This is a genomic window from Methylobacterium sp. 4-46 (assembly GCF_000019365.1).
GTDB lineage: Bacteria > Pseudomonadota > Alphaproteobacteria > Rhizobiales > Beijerinckiaceae > Methylobacterium.
The window spans coordinates 7,114,463-7,132,421 of the sequence record NC_010511.1 but is presented as its reverse complement, the minus strand read 5'-3'; the positions used below and the strand labels follow the sequence as shown (position 1 = coordinate 7,132,421).

The window sequence follows — 17,959 nt, the reverse complement described above, 5'->3', positions numbered from 1 at the left end:
CAGCGGCCGTTCCGGCCCGCCTGAGAGGGCTGCGTGACGGATTGGCCCGCATTCGCGCGGCAGGCCCGGCCCTCTCGTCGATCGCTTGACCCTCCGGGCGGCTCCATCACGCGGGCTTCCCACCCCAGACCGAAGGATCGCGATCGCGGTGCCGCGCGCACCCGCCTGGGCGATCCCGCTGCTTCCCGAAAGCGTGTTTCACCTTGACTCAATTCGTTGATTTCGGCCTGGCGGCGCCCATCCTGAAGGCGCTCGCCGAGACCGGCTACGTCACGCCGACCCCGATCCAGGCCCAGGCCGTGCCGCAGGCGATGGCGGGCCGCGACCTCTGCGGCATCGCCCAGACCGGCACCGGCAAGACCGCCGCCTTCGCGCTCCCGATCCTGCACCGGCTCGCCAGCGAGACGCCGCAGCGCCGCGCGCCCCGCCGCGGCTGCCGCGTCCTCGTGCTCTCGCCGACCCGGGAGCTCGCCAGCCAGATCGCCGAGAGCTTCGGCGATTACGGCAAGTTCCTGCCCTTCTCGACCACGGTCGTGTTCGGCGGCGTCACCATCGGCCGCCAGGAGCGGGCGCTGGCGAACGGCGTCGACATCCTGGTCGCGACCCCGGGCCGGCTCCTCGACCTGATCGACCGCCGCTCGCTCAGCCTCGACGCCGTCGAGTACCTCGTCCTCGACGAGGCCGACCAGATGCTCGATCTGGGCTTCATCCACGCGCTGAAGCGCATCGTCACCCTGCTGCCGAAGGCGCGCCAGAGCCTGTTCTTCTCGGCCACCATGCCGAGGAACATCGCCACGCTGGCGGCCCAGTACCTGCGCGACCCGGTGCAGGTGGCGGTGACCCCGGTCGCCACCACGGCCGAGCGCGTGGAGCAGCGGGTCGTCCACGTCCCCACCGGCGCCAAGCAGGCGCTGCTGGCCACAATCCTGCGCGACGCGTCGATCGACCGCGTGCTGGTCTTCACCCGCACCAAGCACGGCGCCGACCGCGTCGTGCGCGGCCTGGAGAAGGCCGGCATCGGCTCGGCGGCGATCCACGGCAACAAGTCCCAGCCCCAGCGCGAGCGGGCGCTGGCGGCCTTCCGGGCTGGAATCTGCCGGGTGCTCGTCGCCACCGACATCGCGGCCCGCGGCATCGACGTCGAGGGCGTCAGCCACGTGGTGAATTTCGACCTGCCGAACGTGCCGGAGGCCTATGTCCACCGGATCGGCCGCACGGCCCGCGCCGGGGCGGACGGGCTCGCCATCTCGTTCTGCAACGACGAGGAGCGCGCCTATCTGCGCGACATCGAGCGCCTGACCCGCCAGAAGGTGCCCGAGATGGCGATCCCGGAGGGCTTCGTGCCCCCGAGCCGCCAGGAGGCCGCGGTGGCCGAGGCCGAGGCCGAGCGCGACCGGCGCCAGCCCGGGCCGCGGGGCCAGCGTCCCGGCCGGCCCCAGGGCGGCCGCCCGCCGCAGACGCAGGGCGGACGCCCGGCGGAGGCGCGGCCGCGCCCCGCGCGCCAGGGCCAGGACGGGCGCCAGGCCCGCACCAACCAGGACGGGCGTCCCGCCCGGCAGGGTCAGGATGCGCGCCCCGCGCATCACCGCGCCGAGGGCCCGAACCACCGGCAGGGGCAGCCGCAGCGCCGCGACCACGCCCGCCCGGCCCAGGGCGGCCAGGACGGCCGCTCGATCGGCTGGCTCGACCGCGCGCCGCGCTGAAATCTCCGGAACCGCCGGGCCGTCCCGGCCCGCCGCGCGCGTCGCAGCCCGCGCTCTTGGCGGCCCGCGCTCTTGGCGGCCCGCGCTCTTGGCGGCCTGCGCTCTTGGCGGCCCGCGCTCACCGGCTGAGCGCGGGCCGTTCGCGCATGAGGGGGCCGACGATCCGGCGCTCGCCGCGCCCAGTCAGGGCGTGGTGCGCGGTTCCGGCGCGGCGATGGCGGCGTTCGCCGCCGGGGCCGGCCCGCAGGCGGCGCCCCCGGCACCGAGCAGGGCCGCCACCGCGGCCTCGAGCTGCGGGTCGCGGCCCTCCGCCCAGGCGGTGGGGTCGGAGGGCACCGCGACGTCCGGGAGGATGTCGGTGTTCTCGAGGAGGCGCCCGTCCGCCCGGCGGATCGCCAGCTGCGGCAGGCCGTAGGCCAGCCGCGGCACGATCGGGGAGGGCACCCACCACACGAAGGTGCCGGTCCCCGCGACGGGGTCGCCGATGAGCGGCCCGATCCCGAGGTCGCGGTAGCCCTGCGGGAAGATCGAGGCGTCGGAGTAGCTCGCCGCGTTCATCAGCACGGCGGAGGGCTTGGTCCAGCGGTTGGCCGGCTCGGCCTGAGGCGGCCCGGAGCGCGGGCTGAAGGTCAGGTAGGGGCGCCCGGACAGGAGCGTGAGCAGCTGGTTGTGCAGGTTGCCGCCGCCGTTGAAGCGCACGTCCACGATCAGCCCCTCCGCCTGGGCGAAGCGGCCGAACAGCTCCGCGAAGGTGCGGCGGTAGGAGCGCGCGTCCATGGCGCGGACGTGCACGTAGCCGAGCCGCCCGCAGGAGCGGGCGACCACGGCGTCCCGCCGCGCCCGCTGCCAGCGCTCGAAGGCGAGGTCCCGCTCCCGGTCGAGGCTCACCGGGGCGCGACGCTCCCGCACCTCGCTGCCGTCCGGCTTGCGGAAGGCGATCTCGACGAGCCTGTTCGCGCGGCCGCGCAGCAGGCGGTGCACGCCGCCCGCCTCCGGGATCGGCGCCCCGTCGATCTCGGTCAGCACGTCCCCCGGCGCGAGGCGCGTACCGGCCGCGTCGAACGGTCCCCCGGGCAGGATCGCGGCGACCCGCATGCCCGGCCCCGCATGGGCCTCGTCGTAGTAGAGGCCGAGCGAGGCGGTCCGCTCGTCGGCGGGGATGGCGGGGACGAGAAAGGCCCCCGTATGCGAGGCGTTGAGCTCGCCCGCCATCTCCGAGAGCAGTTCGGCGAGGTCGCGCGGATCCGCGAGGGCGGGCAGGAAGCGGGCGTAGCGCGCCTGCGCGGCCTCCCAATCCACCCCGTGCATGCCGGGATCGAGGAACTTCGCCCGGGTGAGGCGCCCGTATTGCGCGAAGGCCTCGCGCAGGGTCCGGGCCGGGTCCCGGGCCGCCTCCACCTGGACCCGCACGCTGCGCACCGTGCCGCGGGCGAGGTCGATCTCCTCGAAGCCGTTCCGGGACAGGGCGTAGAGGCTGCGCTGGTCGCGGCTCAGCCGGACGGGACTCGCGCGCTTGGAGGCCACGCCGGAGAACAGGATGCGGCGCCGGCCGAGCCGCAGGTCGCGCAGCGTCCCGGTCAGCATCCAGCCGTCGCCCGCCGGAGTCTCGGCCTGCTCGACCGTGAGCACGCCGACGCCGTCCGCCATCAGGCCGGCATGGACCACGTCGCCGGGCGCCTGCGAGAGCCGGTACTGCCGGTCCTCCAGCCCGTCCGGATCGAAGGTGGGGAGCGCCGGGCGCGCGGCCCGCTCGGCCTGAACCCGCTCGGACGGCGCCGGGCCCGTCCCGGAGGGGCGCGCCGGACCGTCCGGCTCCGCCACGACCGGCAGGCGCAGCCGCGCCTCGAACGCCTCCCGGGCCCGGCGGGAGGTGAAGACCGCGTCGACGTCGCTGCGGGCGGCGTCGCCGAGGGCGCGGTGGAGCGCGCTGGCGTCGCTGCGCCAGAGCAGGAAGCTGCCATCCGCGCTCCACTGCGCGTCGCCCTGGGCCTCGCCGGCCGGAGCGACCCGCAGGGGCGGGCGCGACCCGTCGGCGGGCACCACCGCGACGTTGGTCGCGAAGGATTGCTCGCCCTGGATCGGCAGGGCGAGCCAGCGCGAATCCGGCGACCAGGCCAGCCACCAGCGGCCATCGTCGTAGGCGTAGAACCGGCCCGGCGGCACGACCTCCCGGTCGGCGCCGCTCGCGAGATCGAGGATGTGCACGGCGGCGCGGTCGAGGACGTAGGCGAGGCGGCGCCCGTCGGGCGCGTAGCGCGGCACCAGCGCGTCGCCCTCGGCGCTCGGGAGCCGGCGCTCGACGAGGCGGGTCGCCTGCGCGAAGCCGGTCTCCTCCGGCACCGCGAGGCTCGTCTCGTAGAGGCCCCAGCGCCCGTCCCGCTCGGCCGCGTAGGCGAGGCGCCGCCCGTCCGGCGAGAAGGTCGGGTTGCGCGCCTCGCCCGGGCCGCGGGTGATCCGCTTGACCGATTTCCCGTCGCGGGCGGCGACGGAGATGTCGCCCTGCGCCACCAGCGCGACCTCCTGGCCGGTCGGCGAGACCGCGAGGTCGCTGAACTCCGAGCTGCGGGCCGGGACCTCGCCGGCGAAGGCGGATTCGGTCACCGTGACCGGGATCACCTCGGGCTCGGCCGCGCCGCGCGCCAGCCGGTAGAGCGCCCCCTCGCGCGCGAAGACGAGGTCGCCCTCCGCCGAGGCCGAGAGCCAGCGCACGGCGCCCTCGGCGAAGAAGGTGAGTTGGCGCGGCACCCGCTCGGCGAGCGAGAGGCGCCAGACGTTGAGCGAGCCGGAGGCCTCGCTGAGATAGGCGATCTCGTCCCCCGGCAGCCAGACGGCGTTCCGGCTCTCCCGCGTCCCCTCGGTCAACCGCTCGTGCCGGCCCGTCGCCGCGTCGTAGAGCCAGACCTGGCGCACGGCCCGGGAGACCTGGTGCTGCCGGAAGCGCTGCTCGACGTTCGGGCTCGTGTAGAGGAGGCGCTTCCCGCCCGGGTCGGAGCGGGCGTCGAGGGCGGCATTGGGCAGGACGAGCGTCTCGCGGCCCCCGGCCAGCGGCACGGCGTAGACCTGGCTCGCCATCTCGGTCCGATTGGGCGGGGCGAAGGTCCGGGCCGCGTCGCCGAGGCGGCGGGCGGCGAACAGGACGCGGCCGTCCGGCGCGACGCTCATCGGGCGCTCGTCGAGGCCGTACCAGGTCAGGCGCCGGATCTCGCCCCCGGCGGCCGGCACCGCGAAGACGTTCAGCGCCCCGAAGCGGTCCGACGCGAAGGCCAGGGTGCGGCCGTCGGGCGACCAGGCCGGCGCCGCCGCGTGGGTTCCGGCGGGCGTCAGCGCCGTCGCGGCGCCGCCGGAGGCGGGGACGATCCAGATCTGCCCGCGGTGCCGGAAGGCGATGCGCGTCCCGTCGGGGGAGAGTGCCGGCTCCCGCAGCCAGAGCCGGCCGCTCTCGGGCGGCGCGTCCGCGCGGGACGCGGCCGCCGCGAGGCAGGCCCAGAGCAGGAGAAGGACGAGCCTCGCGCGCATCGACAGGGACTCCCCACCGGGGCCGACCGGCCGGACCTGGACCATGAGCCCAGGTCGGCCATAACCCCAGGCCGAACATGACCCCAGGCCGAACATGACCCCAGGCCGAACATGACCCCGGGCCGGCCATGACCCGAGGTCAACATTGTGTCGCGGCGGCGCCATGCAGCCGAGCCATACGTCGGCTCGTCTCGCCGGCCCGTGCGAACGGGCACCTGCCGGATGCGTTGCCTCGCCGCCGCGGCTCCCCATCTCCCCGGGCGGATCCACGCGAGGAGGGACGCGATGCGCTTCGAACTCTACCGGGATGCGGGCGGGCACTGGCGCTGGCGGCTGCGGGCCGCGAACGGCGAGGTCGTGGCCGATTGCGCCGAGGGCTACGTCCGCCGGGAGGATTGCGAGCACGGCATCGCCCTGGTGAAGGGCGCGGGCCAGGCCTCGGTCGTCGACATGACCCTCAAGATGGCGTGAGGTGGACGGCTCAGGCGGCGACGCTCCGGATATCGGCGCCGCCCGACGGCTGCGAGGAGGCCCCCAGACGCTCGACGGCCACGATGCGGCCCTCCGCACCGAGATCGATCACGAGGCCGGGGGACCTCCTCGCGCGCGGCGATGGGCGTCTCGGAGAGACGGAGGAGGAGGGCATCGGCCTCGCGGTGATCGTGCATCGTCACGTCCGCCGCCTGCCTCGGTCGAGGAAGGCTGTGAGGATCGCGCAGCCTGCGGGTTCCGGTCGATATACCCCGCGAAAAACGCGTCCGCCGCGCTCCGGGACAGACCGGACAGCGCGCACCAAACTCGGATCGACCGGATCGGGCTCGGTCGTTAGGGGGCTCACGACCGCGCGCTCCACCGAGGCCGCGTCGAGCTGGCGCTCCGCCATGGCGACGCGGGCGTGAGCCAGGGAAACGAACGCCATCATCGGACCCCCCTCCCACGGGACACCCGTCCGGGCCTTCCCACCAACCGGCCGTGAAGGTTCCCGTCGGCCCGCCCATTCGGGCCGATCCGCGGACGGACGGCGCGGGGCGGTGCCGTCCCCCATCGTCGATCGCTGGCGGAAGGCGAATCCCTGGGCCGCGTCGGCCCGCCGCAGCGCGGCGTCGCTGCACCGCGGCAACGATATGGTCCGCGGGGCGTTGAGGGGCCTCGCGTCACCGAACGCCTCACCGAAGACGCAGGAGCTTCCCAGTGCTGAAGACCGTGATCCTGGCCGCCGGCCTCGTGCTCGGCGGGGCCGCCCTCGCACCGCAGGCGGCAACCGCCGCGCCGGCCCCCGCCGAGACGGCCGCGGCGGCTCCCACGACCTGGGTGCAGTACGGCTATTACCGCCGCCATCACCACCATTGGGGCCGCCCCTACGGCTACCGCCGCTACGGACCGCCCTACGGCCGCGCCTACGGCTACCGCCGCCATCACGGCTTCTACGGCCATCCCCATCGCCGCGGCTTCTACCGCTACTGAGCGGGCGGGGCCGGCGCGGCCGGCCCCCTTCGGCCGATGGTCCGGGCTCAGTGATACGGGTCGGCCGCGTCGCGCAGCCCATCGCCCAGGAAGTTGAAGGCGAGCACCACCACCACCACGGGCAGGATCGGCAGCAGCAGCCAGGGATGCAGCTGCACCGCCGCGAGGTTCTGGGCCTCGTTGAGCAGGACGCCCCAGCTCGTCACCGGCGGCCGCAGCCCGAGCCCCAGGAACGACAGCGCGGTCTCGCCGAGGATCATCGAGGGAATCGACAGGGTCGCCGAGGCGATCAGGTGGCTCATGAAGTTCGGGATCAGGTGCCGGCCGATGATCCGCGCCTTCGAGGCGCCCATCAGCTCGGCGGCGCGCACGTAATCCTCCTCGCGCAGGGCGAGCAGCTTCGAGCGCACCGCGCGGGCGAGGCCCGGCCAGTCGAGCAGGCCGAGGATCAGCGTGATGCCGAAGAAGACCAGAACCGGGCTCCAGTTCGGGGGCAGGGCGGCCGAGAGGGCGAGCCAGAGCGGCAGTTCCGGCAGCGAGCGCAGGATCTCGATCATCCGCTGCACGAGGTTGTCGACCCAGCCGCCGAGGTAGCCCGCGAGCCCGCCGAAGAAGAGCCCGAGCGCGAAGGACACCGCGATGCCCACGAGGCCGACCGTCAGCGAGATCCGGGCCCCCGCGACGATGCGCGAGAACAGGTCGCGCCCGAGCCGGTCGGTGCCCGCGAGGAACAGGGTGCCGCCCTCCGGCGGGCAGACCAGGTGCCAGTCGGTGCGCACCAGCCCCCAGAATTCGTAGGCCTCGTCGCGGCAGAAGAAGCGCAGCTTCTGCACCGTGCCGCGGTCGACCGTGTAGTCGCGCTGGAAGCGCTCCAGGTCGAACGAGAACGCGTAGGGATGCGTGTAGGGCCCGACGAAGCGGCCCTCGTGGAACAGGTGCACGGATTGGGGCGGCGCGTACAGGAAGTCGCCGTGGCGCTTGGCCGGGTCGTAGGGCGCGAGCACCTCCACGAAGGGGATGAGCGCGTAGAACAGGACCAGGATGAGCCCGGCCGCCACGGCCACCTTGTGGCGCTTGAACTTCCACCAGGTGAGGCGCCACGAGGAGGCGCGGTCGAAGACCTCGCTCTCCGCGCCGAGGGGCTCGGTGCGGCCGGGATCGAAGGGGGCCGGGTCGACGAAGTGGCGCGGGCGAACCTCCAGGTTCATCGGCCGGAGCCTCCGAGGCGGATGCGGGGGTCGAGCCACGCGAGGAGCAGATCGGAGATCAGCATCCCGATCACCGTGAGCAGCGCCACGAACATCAGGATGAAGCCGGCCAGGAACTGGTCCTGGCTCTTGAGCGCCGCGAGCAGGATCGGCCCGACGGTCGGCAGGCTCAGCACCAGCGAGACCAGCACCGAGCCCGAGACGAGGTGGGGCAGCAGGTTGCCGATATCGGCGATGAACGGGTTGAGCGACATCCGGAACGGGTACTTGAGCAGCGCCCGGGTCGGCGGCAGGCCCTTGGCCTTGGCGGTGACCACGTATTGTTTGCCGAGTTCGTCGAGGAGATTGGCGCGCATGCGGCGGATCATGGCGGCGGTGCCCCCGAGGCCGATCACCAGGGTCGGCACCGCCAGGTGGGCGAGGAGCGACTGCACCTTGTCCCAGGTCCAGGGCTGGCCCGCATAGGCGCTGTCGTAGAGCCCGCCGATCGAGATGCCGAGCCAGCGATTGGCGTAGAACAGCATGATCAGGGCGAGCAGGAAGGACGGGGTCGCCAGCCCCAGGTAGCCGATCAGGGTCGCGACGTAGTCGCCGACCGAGTATTGCCGCGTCGCCGAGTAGATCGCGATCGGGATCGAGACCACGTGCACGAAGATCACCACCGCGAGGTTGACCACCAGGGTGAGCCAGAGCGCGTCGCCGACCACCTCGCGCACCGGCCGGTCGTACTCGAAGGACCAGCCCCAATTGCCCTGGAGGAGGCCGTTGAAGAGGCCCTCCGGGTTCGGCCAGACGCCGATCCAGCGCAGGTACTGCTCCCAGACCGGGCGGTCGAGGCCGTATTGCTGCATCAGGAACTGGGCCTTGGCGACCGAGGCCGCCTCGCCCTGCGAGCGCAGCTCGGCGATCTGGTTGGTCAGGAAGTCGCCCGGCGGCAGCTTGATGATGAAGAAGACGAGCGCCGAGATGACGAGGAGCGTCATCGCCATGGTGAGGGTGCGGCGCAGGAGGTAGCGGATCACCGGGCGGCCTCTTTGCGCTCGGGGCCCCAGAAGAACTCATCCATGCGGTAGACCCCGATCATGGCGGTGGGCTTCCAGCTGTAGGTCGCCCGGTCAGGAAGGTTGACGAGGCGGGTCTTGGCGACGACCGGCTGCAGCGCTCCCGCGACCGTGCCGATCACCCACTGGTTCTCGGCCCGGTTGCGCAGCATCTCGCCCCAGATCCGCGCCTGCATGGCGGCGTCGCCGGTCGCCATCCACTGCGCGTTGAGGTCGAGGAGGGTCTTGGCTTCCGGGATGTCGACCGGCTCGCCCTCCTTGCCCTTGGTCTCGACGAACTGCCCCCATTTCGGCCACGCGTAGGTGTCCTGGTGGACGGGGGCGAGCTCGTCCGGCGGCATCTCGGCGGTCGGCATGGCGAGGTCGAGCCCCTGCGCCGCCACCATGGTGGTGAGCCCCGCATAGGCCCGGTTGCGCAGCACCGTGCGGTCCTGGGGCTTCACGAAGAGCTTGACCCCGACCTCGCGCCAGAATTCCGCGATCAGGGTGAGCCCGTCGGTGAGCATCATGCTCTCGCCGTCGGTCTCGACCACGATCTCGAGCTCCCGCCCGTCCGGCAGGAGCCGGATCCCGGCGCCGTTGCGCGCGCCGAGCCCGACCGTGTCGAGGAGCCGGGAGGCCTCCTCGGGATCGTACTGGGCGTGGAGCGTGCGGTATTCCGGCTTGTAGAGCGGGCTGCCCTCCACGACCGTGTCGTTCCCCTCGGTGCCGAGCCCGAACAGGAGCGCGTTGTTGAGGGTGCGCCGGTCGATGGCGAGCGACAGGGCGCGCCGGAAGCGCACGTCGCGGTTGAGCCTGCGCCAGACCGGATCGGCCGCGGTCAGGTTCGGGTAGAGGGCGATCTCGGAGCCGCGGGCGCTCGGCCAGAGATGCGTGCGGTAGCCCTTGGCCCGCTCGCCCTCGCGCAGGATCGGGATGTCCTCCATCGTGAGGCCGCGGAAGAGCAGGTCCGCCTCGCCGGCATTGGCCTTGGCGGCGAAGAGCCCGGCCGCCGCGATGTCCATCAGCACCCGGTCGACGTAGGGGAGCTGCTGGCCGTTGCGGTCCACCCGATGGTAGTAGGGGTTGCGCACGAAGACGAACCGCGCGGCGGGGGCCGTGTTGGTCACGCGCCAGGGCTGCAGCGTCGGCAGGTCCGGATTGGTCTGCTCGAACATCGCGTCGAGCCGGTTGTGCAGGGTGGCCCAGCCCTTGACCTTCTGCGCCTTGACGGCGGCGTCGAGGTCGTTCTTCGGCGCGTAGCGGGCGTGGAACTGCTTCAGGTAATGGGCCGGCCGGTAGATGAAGGGGTCGCGCGGCGAGGCGAGTTCCGGCAGGAAGCGCGGGTTCGGCCTGTCCCAGGTGAAGCGGACGCGCAGCGGGTCGAGCACCTCGAAGCGCGGCAATTGCCCGTCCACGATCATGAATTCCGGCGGGCCGGAGGGGCTCAGCTCCTTGTTGAGGGCGACGTCCTCCCACCAGTAGCGGAAGTCTTCCGCCGTGAAGGGCTGCCCGTCCGACCAGCGGTGGCCGGCCCGCAGCGTGAAGGTGAAGACCTTGTCGTCCTGCGACTCGTACTGCGCGAGGAGGTCGGCCTTGAGGGCGAGGCTCTCGTCGTAGCCGACGAGCCGGGCGTAGCTGTAGGCCGAGATGTAGCGGATGTCCCGGGGCTTGGCGACGAGGGTGACGATCTCGCCGCCCGGCCGGCCGAGCTCTCGGCCGGCCGCCGCGAGGTCGACGACCAGGGGCTCGGCGGGCAGGCGGGCCGCGGCGGTCTCGTCGGCGGCGCGGGCGAGGCCCGGCAGGAGGAGCGCCAGGGCGGCGAGCGCCGCGGCCGCCCGCGGGCGCCCCGCGCCGCCATCCCGCCCGCCCCGCCCCCCGAGAGGCCGCTCCCGCCGCCAGACCGTCATCTCGCCTCTCCCGAACCGGGTGCTGCCAGCGCCACGTAGGTGATCCGCGCCGGCGAGTAGCCGGTGGCGGCGTGCAGGTCGTCGAACGGGTGGGCGAGCCGGATCGCCGCCCGCGCCGCCCGCGCCTCCTCGCCGTCCGGCCGGTAGACGAAGTCCCGCCCGTTGCGCCGCCAGCGCACCGGCTCGGGGCCGGCGGCCTCGTCGCACAGCATCGCGATGGTCGGGAAGGCCGGCCCGCCATGGGCGTGGAGCCGGTGGGCCGCCGCGTCGTCGTCGAAGATGAGCCGGGTCAGGCCGCGCGCCCGCGCCTCGCGCACCCGCCGCGCCTGGCTGATGTGGTCGTCGAAGAAGCCGACCCCCTCCGCGAGGTCGAGCCCGCCGAGGTCGCGCTCCGACCAGTCGCCCGCGTGGTAGCGGGCGCGGCGGTCGCGGTAGCGCAGCCCCGACAGGTCGGGATCGAAGCACAGGATCTCGGCCTCCGGGCAGGCCTGCCGGGTGATCCAGGTGGTGAGGCCGCGGAACACGCCCGATTCGATCACGACGGGCGGGCGCAGGGCGCGCATCAGCACGTAGAGGCACAGGGCGCCGTTGAAGCCGTTGCCGCCCCGGCGCTGGGCCACCGGCGCGGCGCCGATCAGGTCCCAGAAGGTCTCGATGGCCGGCCGCGCCCCGCCCGGCAGGGAAAGGCCGCAGGCCGCGAGGTCGGCGTCGAGCCGGGCCGCGGCGGCGGCGAACAGCGCCTCGGTCTCGCGGCGGGAGAGGGGCCGGTGCGCCCAGTCGGGCACCGCCGGCACGAGGTCGTAGCCGAGCCGGTCGAAGAGCGGGCCGAGGACCCGCCGCCGCAGGCGCTCCAGGAGCGGGTGCGGCCGGAGCGCGGCGCCGGGGGGCATCACGCCGCCTTCCGCAGCGCCGGCCCCGCCACGCGCACGCGGTGGCCGGGCGAGACCTCCTGCATGGTCCCGGTCTCCGGGCCGGCGAGGCGGAAGGGCTCCGGCCAGGCGGCGGGGTCCGAGAAGCGGTCGCTCATCAGCAGCTTGAGGTCGAGCGGGTGGTCGAGGTCGGGCTCGGGCACCGCCGCCAGCAGCGCCCTCGTGTAGGGATGCACGGGGTTGCGGAACAGGGCCGCCTTCGGCGCCTCCTCGACGATGAAGCCCCGGCACATCACCGCGATCGTGTCGGCGATGTAGTCCACCACCGCGAGGTTGTGGGAGACGAACAGGTAGGCGATGCCCAGGCTCGCCTGCAGGTCCTTGAGCAGGTTGAGCACCTGCGCCTGGACCGAGACGTCGAGGGCCGAGACCGGCTCGTCGCAGAGCAGCACCCGCGGCTTGAGGGCGAGGGCGCGGGCGATGCCGAGGCGCTGGCGCTGGCCGCCCGAGAAGGCGTGCGGGTAGCGCCGCAGCGAGCGCGCGTCGAGCCCGACCATGTCGAGGAGCTCCCGCGCCCGGGCGTAGCGCTCGTCCGGCGTGCCGACGCCGTGGATGCGCAGGGGCTCGGTCAGGATCTCGTAGACCGTCATGCGCGGGTTGAGCGAGGAGAACGGGTCCTGGAAGACGAACTGCACCGCGCGCCGGAAATCCTTCAGGTCCCGGTCCTTGAGCGCGAAGACGTCGCGCGGCCCGCGCCCCGAGCCGTCGTCGAAGCACACGGTGCCGCTGTCGGGCCGGAGCGCCCGCATGACGATCTTCGACAGGGTGGTCTTGCCGCAGCCCGATTCGCCGACGAGGCCGACCGTGCGCCGGGGCCACAGGTCGAGGCTCACGCCCCGCACGGCGTCGATGCGCCGGACCGTGCCGCTGAACCAGCCCGCCCGCAGGGTGAAGGACTTGCGGATGTCGCTGATCGACAGGAGGGGCCCGGCCGGGTCGGGCCGGGGCGGCTCGCCGGCCTTGCGGGCGAGGACGGCGCTGCGGACCTCGCGGATCGGGGTGAGCCGCTCGCCCTCCTGCATGTGGAAGCGCGGCACCGCCTTCATCAGCGCCTTGAGGTAGGGGTGGCCCGGGCGGCGGAAGATGTCCTCGCGGGCGCCCGCCTCCGTCACCCGGCCGCGATAGAGCACCACCACCTGGTCGGCCATGTTGGCGACGACCCCGAGATCGTGGGTGATCAGCAGCATCGCCATGCCGGTCTCGGCCTGAAGGTCGCGCAGCAGGTCGAGAATCTGGGCCTGGGTGGTGACGTCGAGGGCGGTGGTGGGCTCGTCGGCGATCAGGAGGGCGGGCTTGGTGACGAGCGCCATGGCGATCATGGCGCGCTGGCGCAGCCCCCCCGACAATTCGAACGGGTAGGTGACGAGGGCGCGATTCGGGTCGGGGAAGCCGACGCGGGCGAAGACGTCGGCGGCCCGGGCCCGCGCCTGCGCGGCCGAAACCTCCGCGTGCAGCCGCAGCGCCTCGATCACCTGGTCGCCCACCGTGTGGAGGGGCGAGAGCGAGGTCATCGGCTCCTGGAAGATCATGGCGATGCGCCCGCCGCGGAGCGCCCGCATCTCGGCGGAATCGGCGCCGAGCCGCGCGATCTCGGCGACCCGGCCGGTCGCCGGGTCGGTGAAGCGGATCTCGCCCCCGGTGATGCGCGCCGCCTTGGGCAGGATGCGCAGGATCGCCTGCGCGGTGACGGACTTGCCCGAGCCGGATTCGCCCACCAGCGCGACCGTGCGCCCGGCCGGCACGTCGAGCGACAGCCCGTCCACCGCCCGGAACGCCCCGGTATCGGCCGAGAAATCGACCGTGAGATCGCGGATCGACAGGAGCGGTGCCGTCATCCTGATCCTTTTCGTTGGTTGGGGCCGTCCTCATCCGAGGATGGATCCCTTGCCATGACCTTAATGTCGGTTTGTGACACGCGCGACGGCCCCGGCGCAAACAGGTCCGCGGCCCGCGCGAGGCGGATCGCCGGATGCGCGGCGAGGCGATCGAGCAACGCCGCGCAGAACGTCCAGGTTGCGGCGTCCTGGGCGGCGTGGTGGGTGAGGAGGCCCACCGGCTCCCCCCGCCCCGCCCCGGCCAGCAGCGTCGCGGCCGCCCGGGGGATCAGCCCGGCCGGGTCGGCGAGGGGGCGCCCCGGCGCGTGCCACGCCACCGGGTCGACGTGGGTGTTGACGATCGCGAGGCCCGGAGGCGCCGGCCCGCGCGGGCCGAAGGTCGAGAGCCCCGCGTAGCCGAGCGCCGGGAGGCGCGGCACGAGGTCCGGCGCGATCCGGTTCCAGGGCGGCACCAGGACCGGCAGGGGCGGGCGGCCGAACCGCTCCCGCGCCAGGGCGAGCCCCTCCCGCGCCTCCGCCGCCAGGGCGGCGGGCGGGCGGCCGGGAGCGAATTCCGCCCTCTTGCCGGAGGGGGCCCGGTCGGCGTGGGCGAGGCCGTGGACCAGGAGGTCGATCCCGGGCTCTCCCGCGAGCCGGGCGGCCAGGGAGGGCGCGGCGAGGCCCGGGATCGCGGCCAGCGCCAGCGGCCAGCCGGCGGCGCGGTGCAGGGCGACCAGCCGGTCGAGGGCGGGGGTGTGCGCCGCCGCGTCGTCGTCGCGCCACCACAGCGTCGCGGTCAGGCCCTCCGCCGCGAGCCGGGCCAGGGCGGCGTCGAGGGGCGACCAGTCCGGTCCCGCCGCGAGGGCGGGGGCGGGGGTGGGGGCGGGGGCGGGGACGGCCAGCATGGCCTCCACCAGGGCCACCGTCCGGGCCGCCCCGTCGAGGGCGAAGGCCGCGCGCGGGGGCGCCGGGTCGGGCGAGGGGGCGAGCATCGCCGCGACGGAGGCGGCGAGCGCCTCCGGCCCGAGCTCCGCCTCCGGCAGCACCCGGGCGAGCCCGCGCGCCGCCAGCGTCTCGGCGCGCAGCCGCTGCTCGGTCTCGCCCCCGGCCTCGAAGGGGACGAGCAGGGCCGGGCAGCCGCCGCGCAGGAGGTCGAGCACCGTGTTGTAGCCCGCCTGGCTGACCGAGAGCGCGGCCGAGGCCAGCAGGGCGCGGAAATCGGTGCGCGCGCGCTCGACGATCGCGTTCGGGGGCGCCGCGTCGCGCAGGGCCGCGAAGGCTGCCTCGGGCACGGCGCGCCCGACCAGCACCCGCCACGGGAGGTCGGGCAGGCGCCGCGCCGCGCCGAGCGCCGCCCGCTGCAGGGGCAGGCCGGCCGCGCTCGACCCGCCCGAGACCACGATGCCGGACCGCGCCGTCCCGGCCGGGAGACCCTCGCCCGGCGCCTCGTCGACGTAGCCGGTGTAGCGCAGCAAGGGGCGGAGCGCGTCCTCCACCGGCCAGGAGGCGTCGAGGGGCAGGAGGTTCGGGTCGCCGTGGACCAGCACGGCGTCGTAGGCGGCGAGCCGCGCGCGGGTCGCGGCGGCCCGCTCCGGCCGGCTCGGCGGGGCGAGGATGTCGCGCACGGAGGCGAGGAGGAGCGGCCGCGGCCGCCGCGCCCGCGCGGCCTCGACCAGCGCGTCGAACTCCGCGGCGAGCACCCGGCGGCCGAACGGGTAGAGTTCGGTGATCACCGCGTCGGGCGCGGCCTCGTCGAGGGCGGCCAGCAGGGCGGCGCGGCGGGCCGCGAGGGTTCCGGGCGCGACGGGGGTCCCGTCCGGTTCGAGGAGGCGCGTGAAGGCGGTGCCGGCGATGCGCAGCGGCGGCAGCTGCACGAGGCGGATCCCGTCGAGGCGGGGCAGGGCGGCCGGCATGCCCCCGGAGACGAGGGTGACCCGGTGCCCGGCCGCCGCGAAGGCGCGGGCGAGGGCCGCCGCGCGGGTGAGGTGGCCCGCCCCGAGGAGATGCGTCACCGCGACGAGGAGGCGGCTCATGCCGGGCATCCCGGCAGGGCCGCCAGGGCGGCCCGCAGGCGCGCCGCGGCGGCGGCGAGCCCGCGCTCCCCGCGCGCGAAGGCGAGGGCGGCCGCGCCCATGGCGGCGCGGCGCGCCGGGTCGGCCGCGAGGGCCCGGACGGCATCGGCCAGGGCGGCGGCCTCGCCGGGCGCCGTGACGATGCCGGTGATCCCGTCCCGGACCACGTCCGGCACGCCGCCGTCGCCGCCGGCCACGACCGGGCAGCCATGGGCCTGCGCCTCCAGCAGGACCATCCCGTAGGCCTCCCGCACGGCAGGCCAGACCAGGAGGTCGGCCGCCCCGTAGAGGCGCGCCAGGGCGGCGGGCGCGAGGGCGCCGTGGCGGCGCACCCGCGCCCCGAAGGGCGCGAGGAGCCGGCCCACCTCCGCCGCCGCCGGCCCTTCCCCGGCCACGTCGAGGCTCCAGGCGAGGTCGCCGCAGCGGGCGAGCGCCTCCGCGAGGAGGCGGTAGGAGGCGAGCTTGTCGCCCTCGCGCATCATCGCGACGGTGAGGAGCCGCAGGCCGGCGCCGCCGGCCGGGCGGGCGGGGAGCGGCCAGTCGGACGGGTCGAGGAAGGGGGGCAGGGCGGCGAGGCGCTGGTGCGGCGGGCGCGCCGCCTCCAGGGCCGGCCGGTCGCGCCGGTTCATCACCAGGACGAGGTCGGCGGCGTCGAGGGCGGCCTCGGCGCCGGCATGGCCGACCGCGTGCGGCCCCGCGGCGCGCTTGGGCGCCCGGGAGCCCTCCGCGACCACGTAGGGGATGCCGAGCGCGCGGGCCACCTCCGGGCCGATCCAGTCCGGGGCCTTGTAGTAGACGTGGTAGGTGAACCAGAGCCGGGGCGGGGCGTCCCGCCACGCCGCGACGAGCCGCGCCGCCTCGGCGCGCGCGGCCTCGCGCAGGGCCGCGTGGCGCGAGCCCTCGGGATCGCGGCTGCGCAGGCCGCTCGCCAGGAACGGAGCGAAGCCCGCCTCGGCGAGCGCCCGCAGCAGCAGCCGCGCCATGGTGCGCTCGCCCGAGGGCACCGGGTGGTCGGGGGGCTTCAGCGGAGCGTAGAAGGCGATGCGGGGCGCGTCCGGTCCCCCGCCGCGCGGCGGGCTCACGGTCCCGCCCCCCCGCGCAGCAGCCCGGCGATCCGGTCGAGGCCCTCCTCCGCCCCGAACTCCGCCCGCAGCCGCGCCCGCGCGGCCGGGTCGCGGGCCAGGAGGTTGAGGGCGTTCGAGAGGGCGGCCCAGTCGCCCGGCGGCACCAGCCGGCCCTCGATCCCGTCGCGCAGGAATTCCGGGATCCCGGCGAAGTCGGTCGCCACGATGGCGAGGCCCTGGGAGGCCGCCTCCATGATCACGTTCGGCAGCCCGTCGCGGTCGCCCGAGGGCGCGCGCTTGGCGGGCAGCACGAACAGGTCCGCCTCCCGCAGCAGCGCCACCACCTCGGGCTGGGGCTTCGCCCCCAGGAAGGCCACCTGCCCCTGGAGCCCGAGGGCGGCGGCCTTGGCCTTGAGCGCGGGGAGCGCCTCGCCGCTGCCGACCTGGGCGAGGCGCCAGTGCAGGCCGGGCGGCAGGGCGGCGAGCGCGTCGAGGAGGTCGTCGAAGCCCTTCTTGGCCACCGCCCGCCCGACCGTGACGAGGCGCAGCGGATCGGCCGGGTCGCCGCCGTCGCGGGGCGGGCGCGCCGCGGGGGCTTCGGGGAAGCGCCGCAGGTCGAGGCCGTGATAGACGAGGCCGATCCGGTCGGGCTCGGCCGCGAGGCCGCGCAGGCGCTCCGCGCCCGCCGCCGTGCAGGTGACCGCGAAGGTCAGGCGCGCGTCGTCGAGCTTCTCGGCGAGTTCCCAATCCGGCGTCGTCCAGATGTCCTTGGCGTGGGCCGAGGCGCTCCAGCTGCGCTCGGTGAGCAGCGCGGCGTAGCGGGCGACCGAGGCCGGGGTGTGGAGGTAGTGGACGTGGATGTGGCGGACGCCGTCCGGCAATTCGCGGGCCAGCACCAGCGCCTGGCCGAGGCGGCGGAGGCGGTTGCGGGTCGGGTCGCGCCTGAGGTCGCGCCAGACCAGCCCAAGCAGCGCCCGCAGGCGCGGCCGGAAGAGGGCCGACAGCAGCCCGCGCGCCACCCGCAGGGGCGCCTCGTGCAGGTATTCCGGCAGGTAGGCGACGGGGGCGCGGATCTGCCGGTGCATCGGGTGCACGGCCCCGTCGTGCGGCCGGCGCAGCGACCAGATCGCGAGCGGCAGCCCGCGGGCCTCGAGGCCGAGGAGTTCCTGGGCGATGAAGGTCTCGGACAGGCGCGGATAGCCCTTGACCAGGACGGCGATGGGAGCGGGCATCGGGCGG

At 75.0% G+C, this 17,959-nt stretch carries 13 protein-coding genes; 3 read left to right on the top strand and 10 right to left on the bottom strand.

Translation table 11 applies throughout. The features are described from left to right. The first annotated feature begins 203 nt into the window (after nucleotides 1-203). Nucleotides 204-1,703, top strand: a complete 1,500-nt coding sequence (locus tag M446_RS31360; RefSeq protein ID WP_012336118.1) for a DEAD/DEAH box helicase — start codon at nucleotides 204-206, stop codon at nucleotides 1,701-1,703. A gap of 183 nt (nucleotides 1,704-1,886) precedes the next feature. Here M446_RS31360 and M446_RS31355 read toward each other — a convergent pair whose 3' ends face one another. Then, complete coding sequence (locus M446_RS31355) at nucleotides 1,887-5,219, bottom strand: S41 family peptidase (RefSeq protein WP_265576475.1); 3,333 nt, start codon at nucleotides 5,217-5,219, stop codon at nucleotides 1,887-1,889. A 285-nt stretch (nucleotides 5,220-5,504) separates the two neighbouring features. Here M446_RS31355 and M446_RS31350 point away from each other — a divergent pair, with 285 nt between their 5' ends. After that, a complete protein-coding gene (locus tag M446_RS31350; protein WP_012336116.1) occupies nucleotides 5,505-5,690 on the top strand; it encodes a YegP family protein in 186 nt (61 codons plus the stop codon). A 199-nt stretch (nucleotides 5,691-5,889) separates the two neighbouring features. Here M446_RS31350 and M446_RS31345 read toward each other — a convergent pair whose 3' ends face one another. After that, on the bottom strand, nucleotides 5,890-6,141 hold the full coding sequence (locus M446_RS31345; RefSeq protein WP_012336115.1) for a DUF4258 domain-containing protein: 252 nt from the start codon (nucleotides 6,139-6,141) through the stop codon (nucleotides 5,890-5,892). A gap of 269 nt (nucleotides 6,142-6,410) precedes the next feature. Between M446_RS31345 and M446_RS31340 the strand changes: the two genes are divergently transcribed. Continuing rightward, a complete protein-coding gene (locus M446_RS31340; RefSeq protein WP_012336114.1) occupies nucleotides 6,411-6,683 on the top strand; it encodes a hypothetical protein in 273 nt (90 codons plus the stop codon). Between the two features lie 47 nt (nucleotides 6,684-6,730). Here the strand turns inward: M446_RS31340 and M446_RS31335 are convergent, their stop codons facing one another. The 8 genes from M446_RS31335 to M446_RS31300 are packed head-to-tail and all read right to left on the bottom strand — an operon-like array spanning nucleotide 6,731 to nucleotide 17,952. After that, the gene (locus M446_RS31335; protein ID WP_012336113.1) at nucleotides 6,731-7,891 is read right to left on the bottom strand and encodes an ABC transporter permease; all 1,161 of its coding nucleotides are present in this window, start codon (nucleotides 7,889-7,891) and stop codon (nucleotides 6,731-6,733) included. Further along, the gene (locus M446_RS31330) at nucleotides 7,888-8,913 is read right to left on the bottom strand and encodes an ABC transporter permease (RefSeq protein ID WP_012336112.1); all 1,026 of its coding nucleotides are present in this window, start codon (nucleotides 8,911-8,913) and stop codon (nucleotides 7,888-7,890) included. The genes M446_RS31335 and M446_RS31330 overlap by 4 nt, the downstream gene beginning before the upstream one ends. Next, nucleotides 8,910-10,841 carry an ABC transporter substrate-binding protein gene (locus M446_RS31325; protein ID WP_012336111.1) on the bottom strand — a complete coding sequence of 644 codons (1,932 nt, stop codon included), beginning with the start codon at nucleotides 10,839-10,841 and terminating at the stop codon, nucleotides 8,910-8,912. The genes M446_RS31330 and M446_RS31325 overlap by 4 nt, the downstream gene beginning before the upstream one ends. Further along, complete coding sequence (locus M446_RS31320) at nucleotides 10,838-11,731, bottom strand: hypothetical protein (protein WP_012336110.1); 894 nt, start codon at nucleotides 11,729-11,731, stop codon at nucleotides 10,838-10,840. The genes M446_RS31325 and M446_RS31320 overlap by 4 nt, the downstream gene beginning before the upstream one ends. Next, nucleotides 11,731-13,605, bottom strand: a complete 1,875-nt coding sequence (locus M446_RS31315) for an ABC transporter ATP-binding protein (protein WP_012336109.1) — start codon at nucleotides 13,603-13,605, stop codon at nucleotides 11,731-11,733. The genes M446_RS31320 and M446_RS31315 overlap by 1 nt, the downstream gene beginning before the upstream one ends. Next, a complete protein-coding gene (locus tag M446_RS31310; protein ID WP_012336108.1) occupies nucleotides 13,602-15,617 on the bottom strand; it encodes a glycosyltransferase in 2,016 nt (671 codons plus the stop codon). The genes M446_RS31315 and M446_RS31310 overlap by 4 nt, the downstream gene beginning before the upstream one ends. Then, nucleotides 15,614-16,738 (bottom strand): glycosyltransferase family 4 protein, encoded by a 1,125-nt coding sequence (locus tag M446_RS31305; RefSeq protein ID WP_012336107.1) that lies wholly within the window; start codon nucleotides 16,736-16,738, stop codon nucleotides 15,614-15,616. Before M446_RS31305 ends, M446_RS31310 begins: the two co-directional genes overlap by 4 nt. Further along, the gene (locus tag M446_RS31300; protein WP_012336106.1) at nucleotides 16,735-17,952 is read right to left on the bottom strand and encodes a glycosyltransferase; all 1,218 of its coding nucleotides are present in this window, start codon (nucleotides 17,950-17,952) and stop codon (nucleotides 16,735-16,737) included. Before M446_RS31300 ends, M446_RS31305 begins: the two co-directional genes overlap by 4 nt. Nucleotides 17,953-17,959: the final 7 nt, after the last annotated feature.